Annotated in this window: 21 protein-coding genes; 7 read left to right on the forward strand and 14 right to left on the reverse strand. The window is 64.9% G+C overall.

Translation table 11 applies throughout. The features are described 5' to 3' along the window. Nucleotides 1–80: 80 nt before the first annotated feature. Genes ON44_RS46080 through ON44_RS46095 form a run of 5 tightly spaced genes read right to left on the reverse strand, consistent with a single transcriptional unit; the run spans nucleotide 81 to nucleotide 3885 of the window. Nucleotides 81–1043, reverse strand: a complete 963-nt coding sequence (locus ON44_RS46080; protein WP_218007794.1) for a carbohydrate kinase family protein — start codon at nucleotides 1041–1043, stop codon at nucleotides 81–83. Further along, complete coding sequence (locus ON44_RS46085; RefSeq protein ID WP_040701824.1) at nucleotides 1030–1824, reverse strand: ATP-binding cassette domain-containing protein; 795 nt, start codon at nucleotides 1822–1824, stop codon at nucleotides 1030–1032. The genes ON44_RS46080 and ON44_RS46085 overlap by 14 nt, the downstream gene beginning before the upstream one ends. Beyond that, on the reverse strand, nucleotides 1821–2441 hold the full coding sequence (locus ON44_RS53330) for an ABC transporter permease (RefSeq protein ID WP_245567586.1): 621 nt from the start codon (nucleotides 2439–2441) through the stop codon (nucleotides 1821–1823). Before ON44_RS53330 ends, ON44_RS46085 begins: the two co-directional genes overlap by 4 nt. Further along, the gene (locus ON44_RS53335; protein ID WP_245567587.1) at nucleotides 2438–2818 is read right to left on the reverse strand and encodes an ABC transporter permease; all 381 of its coding nucleotides are present in this window, start codon (nucleotides 2816–2818) and stop codon (nucleotides 2438–2440) included. Before ON44_RS53335 ends, ON44_RS53330 begins: the two co-directional genes overlap by 4 nt. 47 nt (nucleotides 2819–2865) lie before the next feature. Then, complete coding sequence (locus ON44_RS46095; RefSeq protein ID WP_218007795.1) at nucleotides 2866–3885, reverse strand: sugar ABC transporter substrate-binding protein; 1020 nt, start codon at nucleotides 3883–3885, stop codon at nucleotides 2866–2868. Nucleotides 3886–4018: 133 nt separating this feature from the next. Here ON44_RS46095 and ON44_RS46100 point away from each other — a divergent pair, with 133 nt between their 5' ends. From ON44_RS46100 to ON44_RS53650, 3 genes are all read left to right on the forward strand, one after another. Beyond that, nucleotides 4019–5074 carry a LacI family DNA-binding transcriptional regulator gene (locus tag ON44_RS46100; RefSeq protein WP_040701828.1) on the forward strand — a complete coding sequence of 352 codons (1056 nt, stop codon included), beginning with the start codon at nucleotides 4019–4021 and terminating at the stop codon, nucleotides 5072–5074. Nucleotides 5075–5392: 318 nt separating this feature from the next. Beyond that, nucleotides 5393–5812: a hypothetical protein gene (locus ON44_RS46105; protein ID WP_040701831.1), complete on the forward strand. Its 420-nt coding sequence runs from the start codon at nucleotides 5393–5395 to the stop codon at nucleotides 5810–5812. 262 nt (nucleotides 5813–6074) lie between these two features. Further along, the gene (locus ON44_RS53650; RefSeq protein ID WP_281006304.1) at nucleotides 6075–6209 is read left to right on the forward strand and encodes a hypothetical protein; all 135 of its coding nucleotides are present in this window, start codon (nucleotides 6075–6077) and stop codon (nucleotides 6207–6209) included. A gap of 166 nt (nucleotides 6210–6375) precedes the next feature. Here the strand turns inward: ON44_RS53650 and ON44_RS46110 are convergent, their stop codons facing one another. From ON44_RS46110 to ON44_RS46120, 3 genes are read right to left on the reverse strand one after another with little or no spacing between them, the layout of a single operon-like run. After that, nucleotides 6376–7254 carry a helix-turn-helix domain-containing protein gene (locus ON44_RS46110; RefSeq protein WP_373283311.1) on the reverse strand — a complete coding sequence of 293 codons (879 nt, stop codon included), beginning with the start codon at nucleotides 7252–7254 and terminating at the stop codon, nucleotides 6376–6378. Beyond that, nucleotides 7200–7745, reverse strand: coding sequence for a DUF6879 family protein (locus tag ON44_RS46115; RefSeq protein WP_051183437.1), 546 nt, complete (start codon nucleotides 7743–7745; stop codon nucleotides 7200–7202). The genes ON44_RS46110 and ON44_RS46115 overlap by 55 nt, the downstream gene beginning before the upstream one ends. Further along, entirely contained in the window at nucleotides 7733–8032 is a 300-nt protein-coding gene (locus ON44_RS46120) for a hypothetical protein (RefSeq protein WP_157187652.1), read from the reverse strand. Before ON44_RS46120 ends, ON44_RS46115 begins: the two co-directional genes overlap by 13 nt. Nucleotides 8033–8301: 269 nt before the next feature. Here ON44_RS46120 and ON44_RS46125 point away from each other — a divergent pair, with 269 nt between their 5' ends. The 4 genes from ON44_RS46125 to ON44_RS46135 are packed head-to-tail and all read left to right on the forward strand — an operon-like array spanning nucleotide 8302 to nucleotide 9760. Continuing rightward, nucleotides 8302–8601 carry a hypothetical protein gene (locus tag ON44_RS46125; protein ID WP_040701836.1) on the forward strand — a complete coding sequence of 100 codons (300 nt, stop codon included), beginning with the start codon at nucleotides 8302–8304 and terminating at the stop codon, nucleotides 8599–8601. Further along, a complete protein-coding gene (locus ON44_RS51235) occupies nucleotides 8598–8771 on the forward strand; it encodes a hypothetical protein (RefSeq protein WP_157187653.1) in 174 nt (57 codons plus the stop codon). The genes ON44_RS46125 and ON44_RS51235 overlap by 4 nt, the downstream gene beginning before the upstream one ends. 55 nt (nucleotides 8772–8826) lie before the next feature. After that, nucleotides 8827–9237, forward strand: coding sequence for a hypothetical protein (locus tag ON44_RS46130; RefSeq protein ID WP_157187654.1), 411 nt, complete (start codon nucleotides 8827–8829; stop codon nucleotides 9235–9237). 22 nt (nucleotides 9238–9259) lie between these two features. Beyond that, nucleotides 9260–9760: a hypothetical protein gene (locus ON44_RS46135; RefSeq protein ID WP_157187655.1), complete on the forward strand. Its 501-nt coding sequence runs from the start codon at nucleotides 9260–9262 to the stop codon at nucleotides 9758–9760. 4 nt (nucleotides 9761–9764) lie between these two features. On the opposite strand, the gene ON44_RS46140 is transcribed toward ON44_RS46135, so the two are convergent. From ON44_RS46140 to ON44_RS46165, 6 genes are all read right to left on the reverse strand, one after another. Next, nucleotides 9765–10010, reverse strand: coding sequence for a hypothetical protein (locus tag ON44_RS46140; RefSeq protein ID WP_157187656.1), 246 nt, complete (start codon nucleotides 10008–10010; stop codon nucleotides 9765–9767). Nucleotides 10011–10122: 112 nt separating this feature from the next. Then, on the reverse strand, nucleotides 10123–10668 hold the full coding sequence (locus ON44_RS46145; RefSeq protein WP_040701842.1) for a hypothetical protein: 546 nt from the start codon (nucleotides 10666–10668) through the stop codon (nucleotides 10123–10125). Nucleotides 10669–11032: 364 nt separating this feature from the next. Beyond that, entirely contained in the window at nucleotides 11033–11437 is a 405-nt protein-coding gene (locus ON44_RS46150; protein WP_051183438.1) for a DUF4145 domain-containing protein, read from the reverse strand. 417 nt (nucleotides 11438–11854) lie between these two features. Next, nucleotides 11855–12475 carry a hypothetical protein gene (locus ON44_RS46155; protein ID WP_040701843.1) on the reverse strand — a complete coding sequence of 207 codons (621 nt, stop codon included), beginning with the start codon at nucleotides 12473–12475 and terminating at the stop codon, nucleotides 11855–11857. A 25-nt stretch (nucleotides 12476–12500) separates the two neighbouring features. Continuing rightward, nucleotides 12501–12797: a hypothetical protein gene (locus tag ON44_RS46160; RefSeq protein ID WP_157187657.1), complete on the reverse strand. Its 297-nt coding sequence runs from the start codon at nucleotides 12795–12797 to the stop codon at nucleotides 12501–12503. A gap of 52 nt (nucleotides 12798–12849) precedes the next feature. Then, entirely contained in the window at nucleotides 12850–14454 is a 1605-nt protein-coding gene (locus ON44_RS46165) for an MFS transporter (RefSeq protein ID WP_040701845.1), read from the reverse strand. Between the last annotated feature and the right edge of the window lie 3 nt (nucleotides 14455–14457).

Consider the following 14457-nt stretch of genomic DNA (forward strand, 5'->3'; position numbering starts at 1 on the left):
ACCGGCTGTCGCCCGGCCTCCGCAGGTACTTTCCGGATCCGACGCGGCGAAAAATGCGCACAAGGGGCGAAAGTATCCGCTCAGGCCGGCTTCCGGCAGACCTCCGACGCGGTGGGCGGGTCGGCCCCGCGACGTGCGCAGGTCATCGCCGCGACGGTGGTGGCGTGATCGAGGACATCGGCGAGCTCCGATTTCGCGATGTCGCGCAAGGCATTCCGCCGATCGGCACCGAGCAGATCGCGCCGGTACAGGCCCGCAAGCAACCCGGCCGAGAAGGCGTCACCGGCGCCCACGGTGTCGACTACCGGAACTTGTTTGCCCGACCGGTACATCGGCGTCGGGTCAGCGCCGGTCGCGGCGAGGCAGCCGTCGGGGCCGAGGGTCACGACCACCAGGGCGGGTCCGTGCGCAGCCCAGTCCACCAGGATGTCCTCCGGCGCAGTGTGCGGATACAGCCACGCGAGATCCTCGGCGCTGACCTTGATCACGTCGGCGAGCTGCAGCAGCACCTCGATACGCTCGCGGGCGATGGTGCGAGCCATCAAGCGCGGCCGGAAGTTCGGATCGTAGGAGATCGTCGCCGTCCGCCGGGCCCGTTCCACCAGGCGCAGCAGCGCCGCCGCACCGGGCGGGAGCATCATTGCCAGCGAACCGGTGTGCAGCGCTACCACCGCATCGTCGACGGCGTGCGCCAATTCGGCGTCGGTCCACTGCCAGTCCGCGGTGGCGTCGATGCGGAAGTCGTAGTGCGCTATACCCATCGCATCCACGTCGACCACCGCCAGGGAGGTCGGTTCGGCCGCGGCCACGACATGGTCCAGGCTGATATCGTTGTCCCGCAGGTATTTTCGAATCCGCCCCCCGAGCGGATCCGTGCCGAGGCGAGCCAGCATGCGCACCGGCGTGCGCAACCGCGCCAGACCCACCGCGACATTGGCCGGACTGCCGCCCGGCACCGCCTGGAACTGCCCCGGCACCCCGGTCGGCATCAGGTCGACGAGCGCCTCACCGGCGACCGCGACGATCCGCTCAGCTGCGGACACGGTGCGTGTCCACCTCGGTGCCGGCCATCGCCCCGGTCATGATCGCGACCGCGTCGGACATGGAGAATTCGTGTGGTTCGATCACCGCCACCCGGCGGCCGAGTCGCTGAATGTGCACGCGGTCGGCGATCTCGAACACATTGGGCATATTGTGGCTGATCACGATCACGGCCAGGCCGCGGTCTCGGACCTCGTGAATCAGGTCCAGCACCATACCGGTCTCCTTGACCCCAAGCGCCGCGGTCGGCTCGTCCATGATCACGACATGCCGGGCGAACGCCGCACTGCGCGCGACCGCCACGCCTTGCCGCTGTCCCCCGGACAGCGTTTCCACGGCCTGCTTCATGGACCGGATGCCGATCTTCAGATTCGCCATGTGCTGCTGGGATTCTCGCACCATGCGGTCCTTGTCGATCATCCGGAACACCGATCCGAGAATGCCGCGGCGGCGCACTTCCCGGCCCAGGAACAGATTGTCGGCGATGTCGAGCGCGGGCGCGACCGCCAGATCCTGGTAGACGGTTTCGATGCCGGCACGGCGAGCGTCGACGGGCCGCCGGAAACGCACCCGCTTGCCGTCGAGGTAGATCTCGCCCTCGTCCGGGATCAGCGCACCCGACAGCGCCTTGATCAGGGTGGATTTCCCGGCGCCGTTGTCGCCTATCACCGCGAGAATCTCGTTCGGATACAGCTCGAAATCCGCCCCGTCGAGAGCGGTGACGTGGCCGTAGCGCTTCACCAATCCCTTCGCCTGCAACACCGGAGCCTGCTGTTCGCTCACTTCTGCCTCCCGCGGTTGAACTGGTCCACGGCCACCGCCGCGATCACCAGGATGCCGGTGATCAGGGTCTGATAGATCGACGGAACTCCCATGAGCTGCAGCCCGTTTCGGATGATGCCGACGATCAGCGCGCCCAGCAGTGTGCCGATGACGCTACCGCGCCCGCCGAACAAGCTGGTGCCGCCCAGCACGACCGCGGTGATCGAGTCGAGGTTGTCGGTCTGCCCCGCGTTCGGGTCGCCGACACCGGTGCGCGCCACCAGCAGCAGCGCCGCGAGGCCGTAGATCAGCCCCGCCGCGGTATATACGCCCAGCAGCACTCGCCGCGTGTCGATTCCGCTCAGCCGTGCCGCCTCCGGATTGTTGCCGACGGCGTAGACGTGCCGCCCGGCCGCGGTCTGGCGCAGCACATACCAGGCGAGCGCGAACAGCACCAGCATCGCCACGGAACCGTAGGTGATATCGGTGTCGCCCAGCGGGAACGTCTTGTCGAAGTAGGTGAGCGTCCCGGGGAGACCGGAAATCGTCTGCTCTTCGGAGTAGATGTGCGTGAGGGCGAACGCGATGCCGTAGGTGCCGAGGGTCACGATGAACGGCGGCAGCTTCACCAGACTCACCAAAGAGCCGTTGAGCAAACCGAACCCGGCCGTGAGCGCGAGCCGAGCACGATCGCCACCAGTGGCGGCAGCCCGGCGTCGACGGCCAATTTGGTGATGGCGATATTGCCCAGCGCCATCACCGCGCCGTTGGACAGGTCGATGCCCGCGGTGAGGATGATCAGTGTCTGGCCGATCGCCAGCGTGCCGACCACCATCACCTGCTGCACGATCAGCGAGAAGTTGCCGCCGGTGAGGAATCGATCGGACTGGGCGGCGAAGAAGACGACGGCGATGATGATCGCCGCGATCGGCCCGAAGTTGGGGATGGCGAGCAAGCGAGTGAGAGCCGACGGTTTCGGCTGCGGCGGCGCCTGCGAGCTGGTGGCGGTGCTCATGTGAATCCTTGCTGCTCCTTGCGGTTACGACGGCGGGGCCGCGGCGCTCACCCCCAGCAGTTGTCCAGGCCGTACTGCACGTCCTTGGAGTCCACGCCCGCTTGCGGTTTCGCGGTGATCAGCGTGACGCCGGTATCGGTGTAGCCGCTGACCTTCTTGCCGTTCTTGGCGTAATCGACGACCGCCTTCACGCCCTCGCTGGCCATCTTCAGCGGGTACTGCTGCGAGGTCGCCGCGATCTTGCCGTCCTTGACCGCCTGCACACCGCTGCAGCCGCCGTCCACCGACACGATCAGGGCGGCGTTCTCCTTGCCCGCGGTCTTCAGCGCGGTGTACGCACCCAGCGCGGACGGCTCGTTGATGGTGTAGACGAGGTTGATGTCGGGATCCTTCTGCAGGCAGGTTTCCATGGCGGTCTGCGCCTTGGCCTGGTCACCCTGGGCAGGTTGCGCGCACACCACATTCGGCGCGGTGACGTCCTGGGTCATGTCCTGGGTGGCCTGTGCGGTGCCGTAGCCGGACAGGAAACCGTTGTGCCGCAACACACCGACGGTGACGCCGGGGTTGAGGTCGATCATTGCGATCTTCACCGGCTTGTCGCCTTCGGCAGCCTTTGCGTACTTGCCGATCAGCTGCCCCGCGGTGAAGTTGTTGGTTGCGAACAGGGCGTCGACGGCGCTCTGCGGGTCGGTCGGGGTGTCCAGCGCGATCACCTGCACCCCCTTGGCGCGCGCCTTCTCGACGGCGGGCACGATCGCCTTGGTGTCGCTGGCGGTGATGAGAATGCCCTTGGCGCCGGCGTTGACCATGTTCTCGATAGCCGTCACCTGGCTGGCGTTGTCCCCGTCGAATTTGCCTGCGGCGGTCAGCAGTTTGACGCCCGCGGCATCGGCCTCCTTCTGGGCGCCCTCCTTCATCTTGACGAAGAAGGGGTTGGTGTCGGTCTTGGTGATCAGGCCGACCGTGATCTGCCCGGAACTGGAGCCCTTGCCACACGCGGTAGCAGAGAGGGCGAGGGCGCTGACGGCCAGACAGACGGCGGCGAGGCGGACGGCACGAGAGGACATCGATGTGCTCCTGCGATACTGGTATGACAACGTTGTCATGACGATAGAACGTGATCAAGCTCACGTCTAGGGGGATCTTTTAAGATGTTGGCCGAGAACAGCAGCGTTCCGCGACCCATAGGAGAAGGTGGCAATGTCAGCGTTGTCAGACCGCTTGCCGCGCCGGAGCGCCACCATGCGCGAGGTCGCCGCGCTGGCGGGGGTCAGTATCAAGACAGTGTCGCGGGTGGTGCGCGGCGAGGGTGGCGTTTCGCCGGAACTGGCCGCACGGGTAACCGATGCCGCCGCAATGCTCGACTATCGGCACAATCTCGCCGCCAGCACGCTACGCGGCCACGGCCAGAAGACAGCTGCGATCGGCCTCGTGCTGATGGATGTCGCCAACCCCTACGCGTCGGCACTACATCGCGCGGTCGAGGATTTCGCGCACGGCCGTGGCACTTTGGTGTTCGCGGTCAGCAGCGACGAGGATCCCGACCGGCAGCGGGAAGTCCTCGACGCCCTGCTGTCCCGGCGCGTGGACGGGCTGATCGTGATGCCGGTAGGCGCCGACCACGGCGCGCTGCTCCACGAGCAAAGGCGCGGCACGCCCATCGTTTTCGTCGACCGCGCGCCGGCCACCGCTGAAATCGACAGTGTCACCGTCGACAACCACGACGGCGCACGTCGCGCGATCGAGCATCTGGCCGCCCATGGGCACCGGCGGATCGCGTATCTCGGTGACCTGCAGACGATCTGGACCGCCGCCGAACGCTACGCCGGCTACGTCGAGGGTCTGGCCTGCACGGGAATCCCGCTCGACCCCACCCTGATCTGCGCCGACCTGCACTCACCGGAAGTAGCCGAGGCAGCCGCGGACGCCCTGCTGTCTCGCCCCGACCGCCCTACCGCATTGTTCAGCGCGCAGAACCTGGTCACCGTCGGCGCGCTGCGCGCCATCCAAAAGCGCGGCCTGCAAACCGAAATCGCGCTCGTCGGCTTCGACGACCTCCCCCTGGCCGAACTCCTCTCCCCTGCCCTGACCGCGGTCACCCAGAACCCATCGAGCATCGGCCGCACCGCCGCCGAAATCCTGTTCACCCGCCTCGACGGCGACATCTCCGCACCCCGGCACGAGGTGATCCCGACTCGTCTTCTCGTTCGCGGGTCCGGGGAAATAGCGCCGCCCGGTATTCGGGCCGACGACTAGCCGGCGTTCCGGCTCCGCGATACGCGTGTCCCGCACAACGATCCAGCCGTCAACGTGGCTATCGCCGCGGCGGGCAACCACCGACTCGGCAAGTCGCCCATAGGGCGGCTGCGGCATGAACACAGTGTGCCGCAATGAAATACGCCAGAAACGACGATACGCCGGCCAGACCGTCACCAATTGCAATTTTCTTTTCTGTTGCCCGGCGGTATTCGGGAATCGAGATACACATTCGCCTCACCTTGTCGCTCCAGTACACCACGAGCTATAATTATAATTGTATTCTGTGGATATATCAGGAAATGAAAGGAGAGAATCATGACGAAGATTTCGGAAAAGGTCCATGAACTTAGAGACCACGCGGAGCACGCGGAGAAGGAGATAGCGGCGGCCCAGAAAGAAACTGGGAAGAAAGTGGATGCCGCTATCAGCTCCGCCAAAGCGGAGGCGAAAATCAGGCAGGATAAATTCAAGGCGAATGTCACAGCAAGGAAGGCCGCCGCGGCTTCCGACTGGGAAACACTCCAGGCGGAGCACAACAAGCGGGTCGAGAAAATCAAGAACACTATTGCGACCAAGAAAGACGCTCACGACCTGAAGGTCGCAAATCGCCGAGCCGATGACGCAGAGGGCTATGCCTCGGCTTCGATCGACTACGCCTTGATGGCAATTGACGACGCCGAGATCGCCACCCTGGAAGCCATTGACGCTCGGGCTTATGCAGAATCGTTGACCTAGTGCCGCGTCAACCAACGCACGGTAGGTAATTCGGCAGTCGGATTTTGGAGTCTACGGCGAAGTCGCGTTTGGGTTCGGTGTTCTGATCAGATGTGGCCGGTCGCCTGATGCAGGGCGCCGAACAGGTGGCGTACGCCCCGGGTGCGACGGTTGGTCGCGGCTGCCGCTTCGGCTTACGACAACGCTGCCAGCCGCGACCGGGGTGCAGCTGCAGGGTTCAGGAACCCGAATTCGTCGACACATATCACGTGCCCATCATCGGGTGGGTTGTCCGGACGAGCGGCGGCGGATTCCGAATCTGCTCAACTTCCTGACCGGACCCTGGCAGATCGGCTTCGTACCACTCGGCCGACTGCGCGGAATTCGCCTGCGCGCCACCGACATCGATCGGATGTGAGGGCAAGGCGCTGAAGTTCGTGGGTCGGCGGCCGCTTCGCTGCTGCGCGTCGGTGGCCGAACCGCACTGCTACACCAACTCGATGGCCCCGGACTGCCTCCGCTGCGTCGCCGGCGGTCCCTCCTCCAAAGGACGCGACAACACGACAACACGACGCGGACAGCTCTCAGACGCCGATCCGCGCAATCAAATCGACAGCCCCCGCACCATGACGAGCCAAACCGTGCATGATCGCGAAAGCATCTACGTAGATCGCGATTTCCGACGGGCGGGTGATCGTCAGCTCCGCTGAAATGGTCTCGACCATCACACGCTCGGCGTCGAAGATCGCGAACCCGTGCGAGCCGACCGACGCATCGACAGTCGCCGGGACGATCCCCAAGTCGACCCGCGGATTGGCTGCGTGCTCGATCAGGGCGCGGCGCTGCTCGACCATGATCTCCGACGATCCAACCGTCTGATGCAGAGCAGCCTCGCCGATGACGAACGAGAATCGGCGTCGACCTGTGCGTAGCACACGCTGTCGGGACATCCGTACGGCGACCGCTTCAGCGATGTCGTCGCGGCCACCGGGGACGAGCGTGCGGCAGGTCGTGAGCATCGCCGCCGCATACTCCGGTGTCTGGAGCAGTCCGGGCACTACCCACGATTCAAACCACCTGACGTTTTGGGCACGGCCCTCGATCTCGAGGGATTGCCGCTGTCGGTGGGCGCGGCCGGACGCGACGACGCGCCGCCACTCGAGGTACATGGATTGCAGGTTGCGGAGGGTGGCCACCAGGTCGTCGTAGACGAGAGGGGAATCGGTGGCGCGGCACCAGGCGAGTAGGTCGTCTTCGCTGGGTTGCTGCTTGCCCAGTTCGATGCGGGACACCTTCGCGGGATGCCACCCGCACGCTTCGGCGAGCTGCTTGCCGGACAGGCGGGCGTCCCTGCGAAGCTCGCGCAAGCGAGCCCCCAGAGCCGCCCTTGCCTGCCCGACGCTGCCACTCACTGTGCCGCGTATTCCAATCGGTAGTCGGCGCGGTCGATGCCCTGCTCCCACAGCCGACGCCACCCCGCACCGGCTACCGCGACGATGTCCGGATCCGTGGTGACGGCGAGGCCGACCGCGTCGCCTGTCTCGTCGACAGTGTTGAACGCGACTCGTTCGTCATCGAACAGCCAGTAGTCATCCTGCGGGATGTGGCCGGTCACGAGATACCGGGGGAGATACCGGATCTGTTCGCCCGCTGCGGCATTCGGCGCGCACGCATCGAGCAGCCACGCCGTGTACTCGGTGTGCGGCACCGACACCACTCGCACCCGTGCCACGGTCACACCGCGCGCCACTGTTTCGGCGACCAGGGCGCACCACTGGCGACCGCCGTCGGTCTCGACGATGTCGCGGGATTCGCGCCACCGCACCAGCGGTTCGTACTCGTCCGGCACCTGGTAGGAATCCTGCACTTCGACATGCACGGCAGACACCTTCGCTGCCCGGAAGTACTCGGCGTAGATGCCTTCGCCCGCGAGTTCGCCGCTCACTGCGCGCATCGTGGAACCTCCACAGCGGTCTCGTCGGGATCCAGGGTGAGCTTCGCCCGAATACTGTCAGGCACAGGGGTTCCGGCGACGAGCAGCAGACCGGGGGTCTTGGTGGTTTCGACACGCAATGCGGCTCCGGGCTCAGCCCAGTCGAGAAGGGCATGAGGTACGAGGACGGCGTGCCCGTCGCGGGTGTGAAGTCCTTGGACGATCAAAGCGTCCGGGCCGAGCGCATACAACGCCGGGCAACCTCCATCTTTCGATCCCGACCCGAGCAATCGCAGTTCGTTGGTCATCGCCTACTCCTTGTTCGCGCAACTCTACGTGTGTGCATCCGCAATTCTCCCTGGTCACCTCGACGATTGCAGAGGATTACCGCGCAATCTGCCGCAATTCTGTGTCGCCGCTGTTTGCCTGCGCCATAGCGTCTTTCGTGGCCCCGCCGTCGGGTCGACGCCACACCGCCCCCTCATCCGGTGAACCACTCGCCCGCATGGGATGGCCCGAGTGGGCGGCAGTCCTCGGCGGTGGGCGCTCACCGACCGGACGACCGAAGGGACGGGAGATGAACCTTCCCGTACGACGCGACGACGAAGACGCTCGGAAACTGGCGCTCGCCCCGGAGGGCGCCCCGCGCTACCTCCAGCACGACGACGGATCATGGGATCTAGTCGACGAAGACGGGTGGCTGATTGATCCCGAAGAACTCAGCGAACTCCACGCCGACGCCACAGCCGCGATTGCCGCTGCGACGGTCGAACCGATCGATGTAGACCTTCTGACCGAAGTCCGCCAGGGCCTTCTGTCCATGCCGTCAGTGATCGACATACAGCCGATCTCCGTGCGAGACAACGAGGTTCGATGATCAGCGACGGGTGGATCATGCTCGGGATGATGCTGGCAATCGGCCTGCCGCTGGGGGTTGTGGTTGCGGTGATCGTATGGCCCGAGCACATCCCAAAAGACCGGACCGTGGACGCCATCCGGGAGCGGGTCGAAGCGGAGGAATCCAACCGCGCGACAGGCGATTTCTGACCCGCAGACAGCGGTCAGTAGATAGATAGGGGAAGTGATGAGGAATCTGATCAGGGTGGCGCTGCTCACCGGATTCGGCATCGGCTCAACGCTCGTCGGGGGTGGCGCTGGTACCGCGTCGGCCGACAACATCACGTGTTTCATCCACGCGATCGAGCCATGGAAAACCGACCACAACTCGATAGCCCCAATCAACTTCGGGTTCAAGGTGCACTGCACCGGAAAGCCCGCGTTGCGCAACGTGACTACGAAGCTGTGGCGCTACGACCCGACAGACGGCAAGCACTACGTTCACTCCGAACGCAACGACACGAGCACCGATCCCGACGTCGAAACGCTGTACTCGGCATCATGCTCGTCGGCCGGGATCCTCTACCAGTTCCACACCGAGGCGATCGTGAACGCGTTTAATGGCAACTGGGACCGCGAACCCGACAACAGCAGCACCATCGCGGCAATCTGCTGACAACAACGGAAGGGCGTAGCCGATGACGACTCTCGAGCAACACCCAGCGGTCGCAGTGGCAACCCAAGCCCTCGCGGGCAGTGACCGGGACCTGAGCCCGGTCACTGCCGTCATCCGCGACGATGTCGCCGCCGTCCTCATCGACGGCGTGCAGGGCCGATGGATCGTGTTCGCTGATCCGCGCGACGGCGAATGGTTCGTGGAGGGCACCACGTTCGGTGCGCCGCGACCGGCCGGGCCGCGTAGCGACCGCTCACCGGATAACATGCCGCTCCAACGTTTGCGAGTCAGGTTCCACAGTGACGGCGAGGGCGGCGAAGGCTGGTTAGCCGTGACCGGTCTCGCCGCCTATGACGCAGTGTCGGTCTCAATGGGCTCCGGACTCGACGAAGCCGTCGCATCCGTCACCGATGACGGTCTCGTCTTCGCCGTCATTCGAGCGCGCGCGGATGATGATCCGAGCGTCTACGTGAACACCCGTGACGGACGGAGCATTTCGGCCGTAGCACGCGAAAGCCGATAGGACCCTACTTCGTCGTCCGCGTGGGCTGGTGACCGTAGTCGGGACGGAGGGTCACGAGGTACTCCCGGAGGGTGTTGCAACAGGCGACGCCGTAGGCCACGATTCGGCTGGGGTCGCTCGGGCTCCGGTGCACCTGGGCGATGATTCCGGTACGGCGCACCGCCGCTGGATCCGCGGGCTCGACACCGCGCCCATGCGTGTCCGACCACCAGGTGACCCGGTCGCCCAACGCGAGAGATGTTTCGAACATACTTTCGTGTATCCCATACGCCTCAGTTTCGTGTCGTGCCGCGCGAAAGCTGAGAGGATCGACCGGTCTCGGCGGCGGTGGAACTTCAGCGGATCCCGATTCTGACCACCGATTACGCTTGCTCCCTGCTCCGAATGGCCCGTCCGGCAGCTCTCTGCACCCAGAGCGCGGCTTGCTGCAGAGCTTCGTCGGTGAACGTACCGGCAGGCGGCCAAACGACCTCGTTCACGGTTGGCCACACACATACCATTTCCGACGAGTACGGAAACGAGGGAGAAACGAGGCCCGGCGGATCCCAAAGCACCAGCACGACCAAGCGGTCGATCACGAACGTAGTCGTGCCCAACTTGACGATCTGTTGCCCTGTCGCGTCAGAGATATCCGCCTTCGCGTGGTAGGACCGACGATCCCATCGCGTGCCTTCGTGCCTACCGAGCCATACCCGGTTCATACTCAATGCTTTACGGGCGTGATAGAAGGCTATGTCGTCATCCGGGCGGGAAGTTTTGGTGCTTTCATCGGTGAACTGCATCATGATCGAGGTCTTCACCGCCCAGCGTGCGACCGTCTCTTGGTCGGCAACCGACAGCACATGCTTTGACGCGTCTTTCATCATCGGCAAGAGCAGCGGTTTCGCTGCCTCCTCGAGCCTCGACATCCAGCCGCCGTTGCAGTGATCTCGACAGACTTTCCGCACCTTTCGCGAGGTAGTCGGACCTTGCCGTACCCGATGCTCCGGGGGGAAACCGCAGCGGCATCAGCGATTAACGCGTGGGTGATCAGCTGAGACGAGCTATCGCCTCCCGGATGGGAAGTGGCGCGGCGAATCCATTGAGGCCAGATGTCCTCCTTCGAAAGACCCGTCGAGCCACAAAAGACACATCGCCCCGCCTGCCCGTTTCCCATGTGTAGATCCTCCCGCATCCACTGAGGTCCTGACCAACTTGTTTCCGCTGCACCCGTTCACATGTTGACCGCCGATAAACAACCGTTATCGAGGGTCAGAACACGGATTCAGCTGTTCACGGAGTCTTAGGACGCTGCTTCGGCTTCTGCAGGCGGGCGAGATTGGCGGGCTCGATATAGAGGTACCTGATCAACCCCAGCACGAGGTTTTGCAGCTCCTGGGCCTCCACGACCGAGACCGCCTCGTAGGCCTCCTGATGTGCACCGGCGTTGCCCACAACCCGGATATGTGTCGCCCAGTCGCCGAAGCTCGGGATGAGTGCCCCGTCGGTGACCATCTGCGCAATCCCAGCGGCGAGGGTTCCGTCGAGCGCTTTTCGCGCGGCGGCGCTGCCCTTGTCCTTGACAATGTGGGCCAGTGCGTTGCGGAACATCGCCACGGCCGCGTTCGGGGCCACGACGGTAAGGCAGCGCAGGCCCTCATGAAAGGCATCAGCGATGTCATCCGGAACGTCGGCCATGTCGGTGGCACTGCCGGGTGTGGGCCACCAGTGCAGCGGCGTTGCCTCAAACTGTTCGGACGCGATTTGATTTCTTCGACGACGACGGTCCCCTGCTCGCACCCGTGGCAGGTCAACGGCACAACTCGCTGCGGCGGTAGATACCGGGTTTCGTTCCCGGTTCGAACGGGAGTCTTCTTGCGGATCTGGACCGGGTCGCACACCTTGAAGTTGCTGATCCGACCGCACCGCGGGCGGGGACCGGACGGGTCGCCACTGTAGGGAAGGCCGTCAGGATTGCGATCGTCTTCGTCGTCAGAACCCTCGCCACTCGGGGCCATGATCGTCTGAGATGCCATGGCGAAGATCTTCGCGGACGGCACCGACATTCCACCACCGAATGGGAGCACATACCGCGAGCCGAGCCGCTGATCCCGACTAATAGTCGAATAGCTGTGGCGGTGTCTCATCATCGGACTGCTTTGCGTTAATAGCCGCTATCTGTCGTCTCACCCTCCGCAGCACCATGAATGCCGGATACAGGGACATGGTGCATATGGCGAGTAACGGCAGCGCGTAATTGAGGGTGGTCCTGAACGCAAATGCCCAGTCCATCTCCCCCCACCAGTACGCCTTAGTCCAAGTAGGCCCGATCCATAACACGTACACCAAGCTAATTCCGGCACCAAGCATCAGCCAAGATCGCGCCAGGCGTCTGCTTGCCATAGCAACACGCAGGTCAGCGTTCAACTCCTCAGCGGTCCGTGTCGGTTTCGGATCGTTGTCTTCCGTGTCACCTTCGGCCGCTCGTATCTGCGCCAGGGCATAGTCGATTGACCTGTCTATCGAGTCGAGCCCGTCGCGTCCATCCGGCCAGGCAGCACGCGCCTTCGTCAGCAGGTCGAGGTGTTCGTATGGAGTCTTTTTCGAGTTGCGAAGCAGGTACCTGCCAGCGATGAGCGCGCCGACACATGCCGCGATCACCGCTCCGGTGCCTTGGACGAATGGTCCGTAGTCCTTCCACTCGATCGCGAGAACCGTTGCCGCCCCTGTGTTCACGCCGACATCCTGGCAGCCTCACCGCCTATTCGCCACGGTTCGCCTGCAACCTGCCGAGGACACGCCCCAGATCGCCCGTGAACGCCCGCTGCGGTTCCGGTCCGACCTTCGGACCCCCGTCCAGTAGCGGTTCCGGCCGGCTGCGTCGACGCAGGGGCCTATTCCGTGGTTCCTGCGTTCGGGCCTTGGAGGCGAACAAAGCCTTTGCGGCCGAACGGGCTTCCTCCGACGCGGGCGGCGCAACCGTCAACGCGGGTTGGAACTTCGCCGCGAACGGCACCGGACGCGCCAACCGAATCAGCGCGGTCACATGTGCGGGCATGATCCGCTCCGTCGACACCGCGTTGTGCGCTCGAATCGCCTCCAGTGCGGCATCACGCTGCCAACCAACCCTGGTAGCGGCGTCGAGCCCGGCTATCCGGCTGGTCCGGCTCGGCCATCCGGGTTGGACTCGGTGCGGCAGCGGGTGGGGTCCGGCCTCGGAGCCGACCGGGTGCCAATGCGCTGATGGCGAGTGCGGCGGCCAAGGTCAGAGCGCCGAGAATGGCAGCCGCTTGGCGGACGCCGTGGACGAATGCGGCCTTGGCCGCGTCGGCGAGCGGTTGCGCTTGCGGGCCTAGATGTTCGGCCACGGTCAGTGCGCCGACCAGTGAGCCCGAGACCGGACCGCGCAACTGTTGTGGGAGTATCGGCAGGATCGTCGCGACCCGATTGCTGTAGCCCGCGGCGAGAACGCTACCGGCCAGTGCTATTCCGATCGCGGCGCCTACCTCGCGCGCCACGTCGTTCACCGCCGCCGCCACGCCGTGCTGGTCGGCGGGCACACCCGCCATGATCGCGGTCGTGGCGGGTGCCGCCGACAAGCTGATGCCGAAGCTGACGATCAACAGCGGCCAGACAACATCGAAATAGGTGGCATCGACCGACAATCGAGCGACTGCCAAGAGCCCGACGCCCAGCAGCGCGAGGCCGCACAAGGTCTGCAGCCGCAATCCGATTCGTTCCGCGAGCCACGGTGAGATCGGCGAGACGGTCACGAAGGGGATCGTCATCGGCGCCATGGCCAGCGCCGAAATCAGCGGACGGTAGCCGAGAATCAATTGCAGGAACTGAACGACGAGCATGAACATGCCGAACGAAACCAGGAACTGAATCGCGACGGAGGCGGTGCCGGTGCCGAATCGACGGTCGGCGAACAACCGGACGTCGAGCAACGGATGGGCCACCCGCGATTCGATCAGCACGAATGCGCCGACCGCCACGACTCCACCGATTGCGGCACCGATCACCAACGGATGCGACCAGCCAAGCTGCGGTGTCTCGGTCGCTGCCGCCACGATCATGCCGACGCCGATCGCCGAGGTCACCGTTCCCCACGGGTCGAAACCGGGCCGCGACGACGCGATCGATTCGGGGATAACGCATCCCGTGGCGGCCAGCAGCGCGCTGCACACGCTCATCGCCGCCATGATCGAAAGCCAGGACCAGAACTGCAACAACAAGCCGGAACCGAGGATCCCGCCCACGGCACCCATACCCACCGCACCGGCCCACATGCCGACGGCGACGCCGCGCCTGCTCTCCGGCAATCCGGCGGTGAGCAGCGACAGCGTCGACGGCATCACCAGGGCGGCGCCGACCCCGGCCGCCGACCGAGCCGCGATCAGCCATATCGGACCGTCGAACAGCAGCGGCACCGCGGAAAACAGTGCGAACACTCCGAGACCGATCAGCAGCATCCTGCGGCGTCCGTACCGGTCCCCCAATGCGCCGCCGGGCAGCACCAGACAGGCCAGCGCCAGGGTGTAGCCGTCCACGATCCAGGTCAGCTGCTGCTGGGTGGCGCCGGTGACCGCGGCGATCTCGGGCAACGCGGTGTAGAGCGCGGCCATCGAAGCGACGACCAGCGCCACCGCGGCACAGGACAGCAGCAGCGCCCACCGCTGCAGGACGGACAAACGTGTCGCGGTGGAGTCCATATC

The sequence above is a fragment of the Nocardia vinacea NBRC 16497 genome (genome assembly GCF_000308835.1).
Taxonomy (GTDB): domain Bacteria; phylum Actinomycetota; class Actinomycetes; order Mycobacteriales; family Mycobacteriaceae; genus Nocardia; species Nocardia vinacea.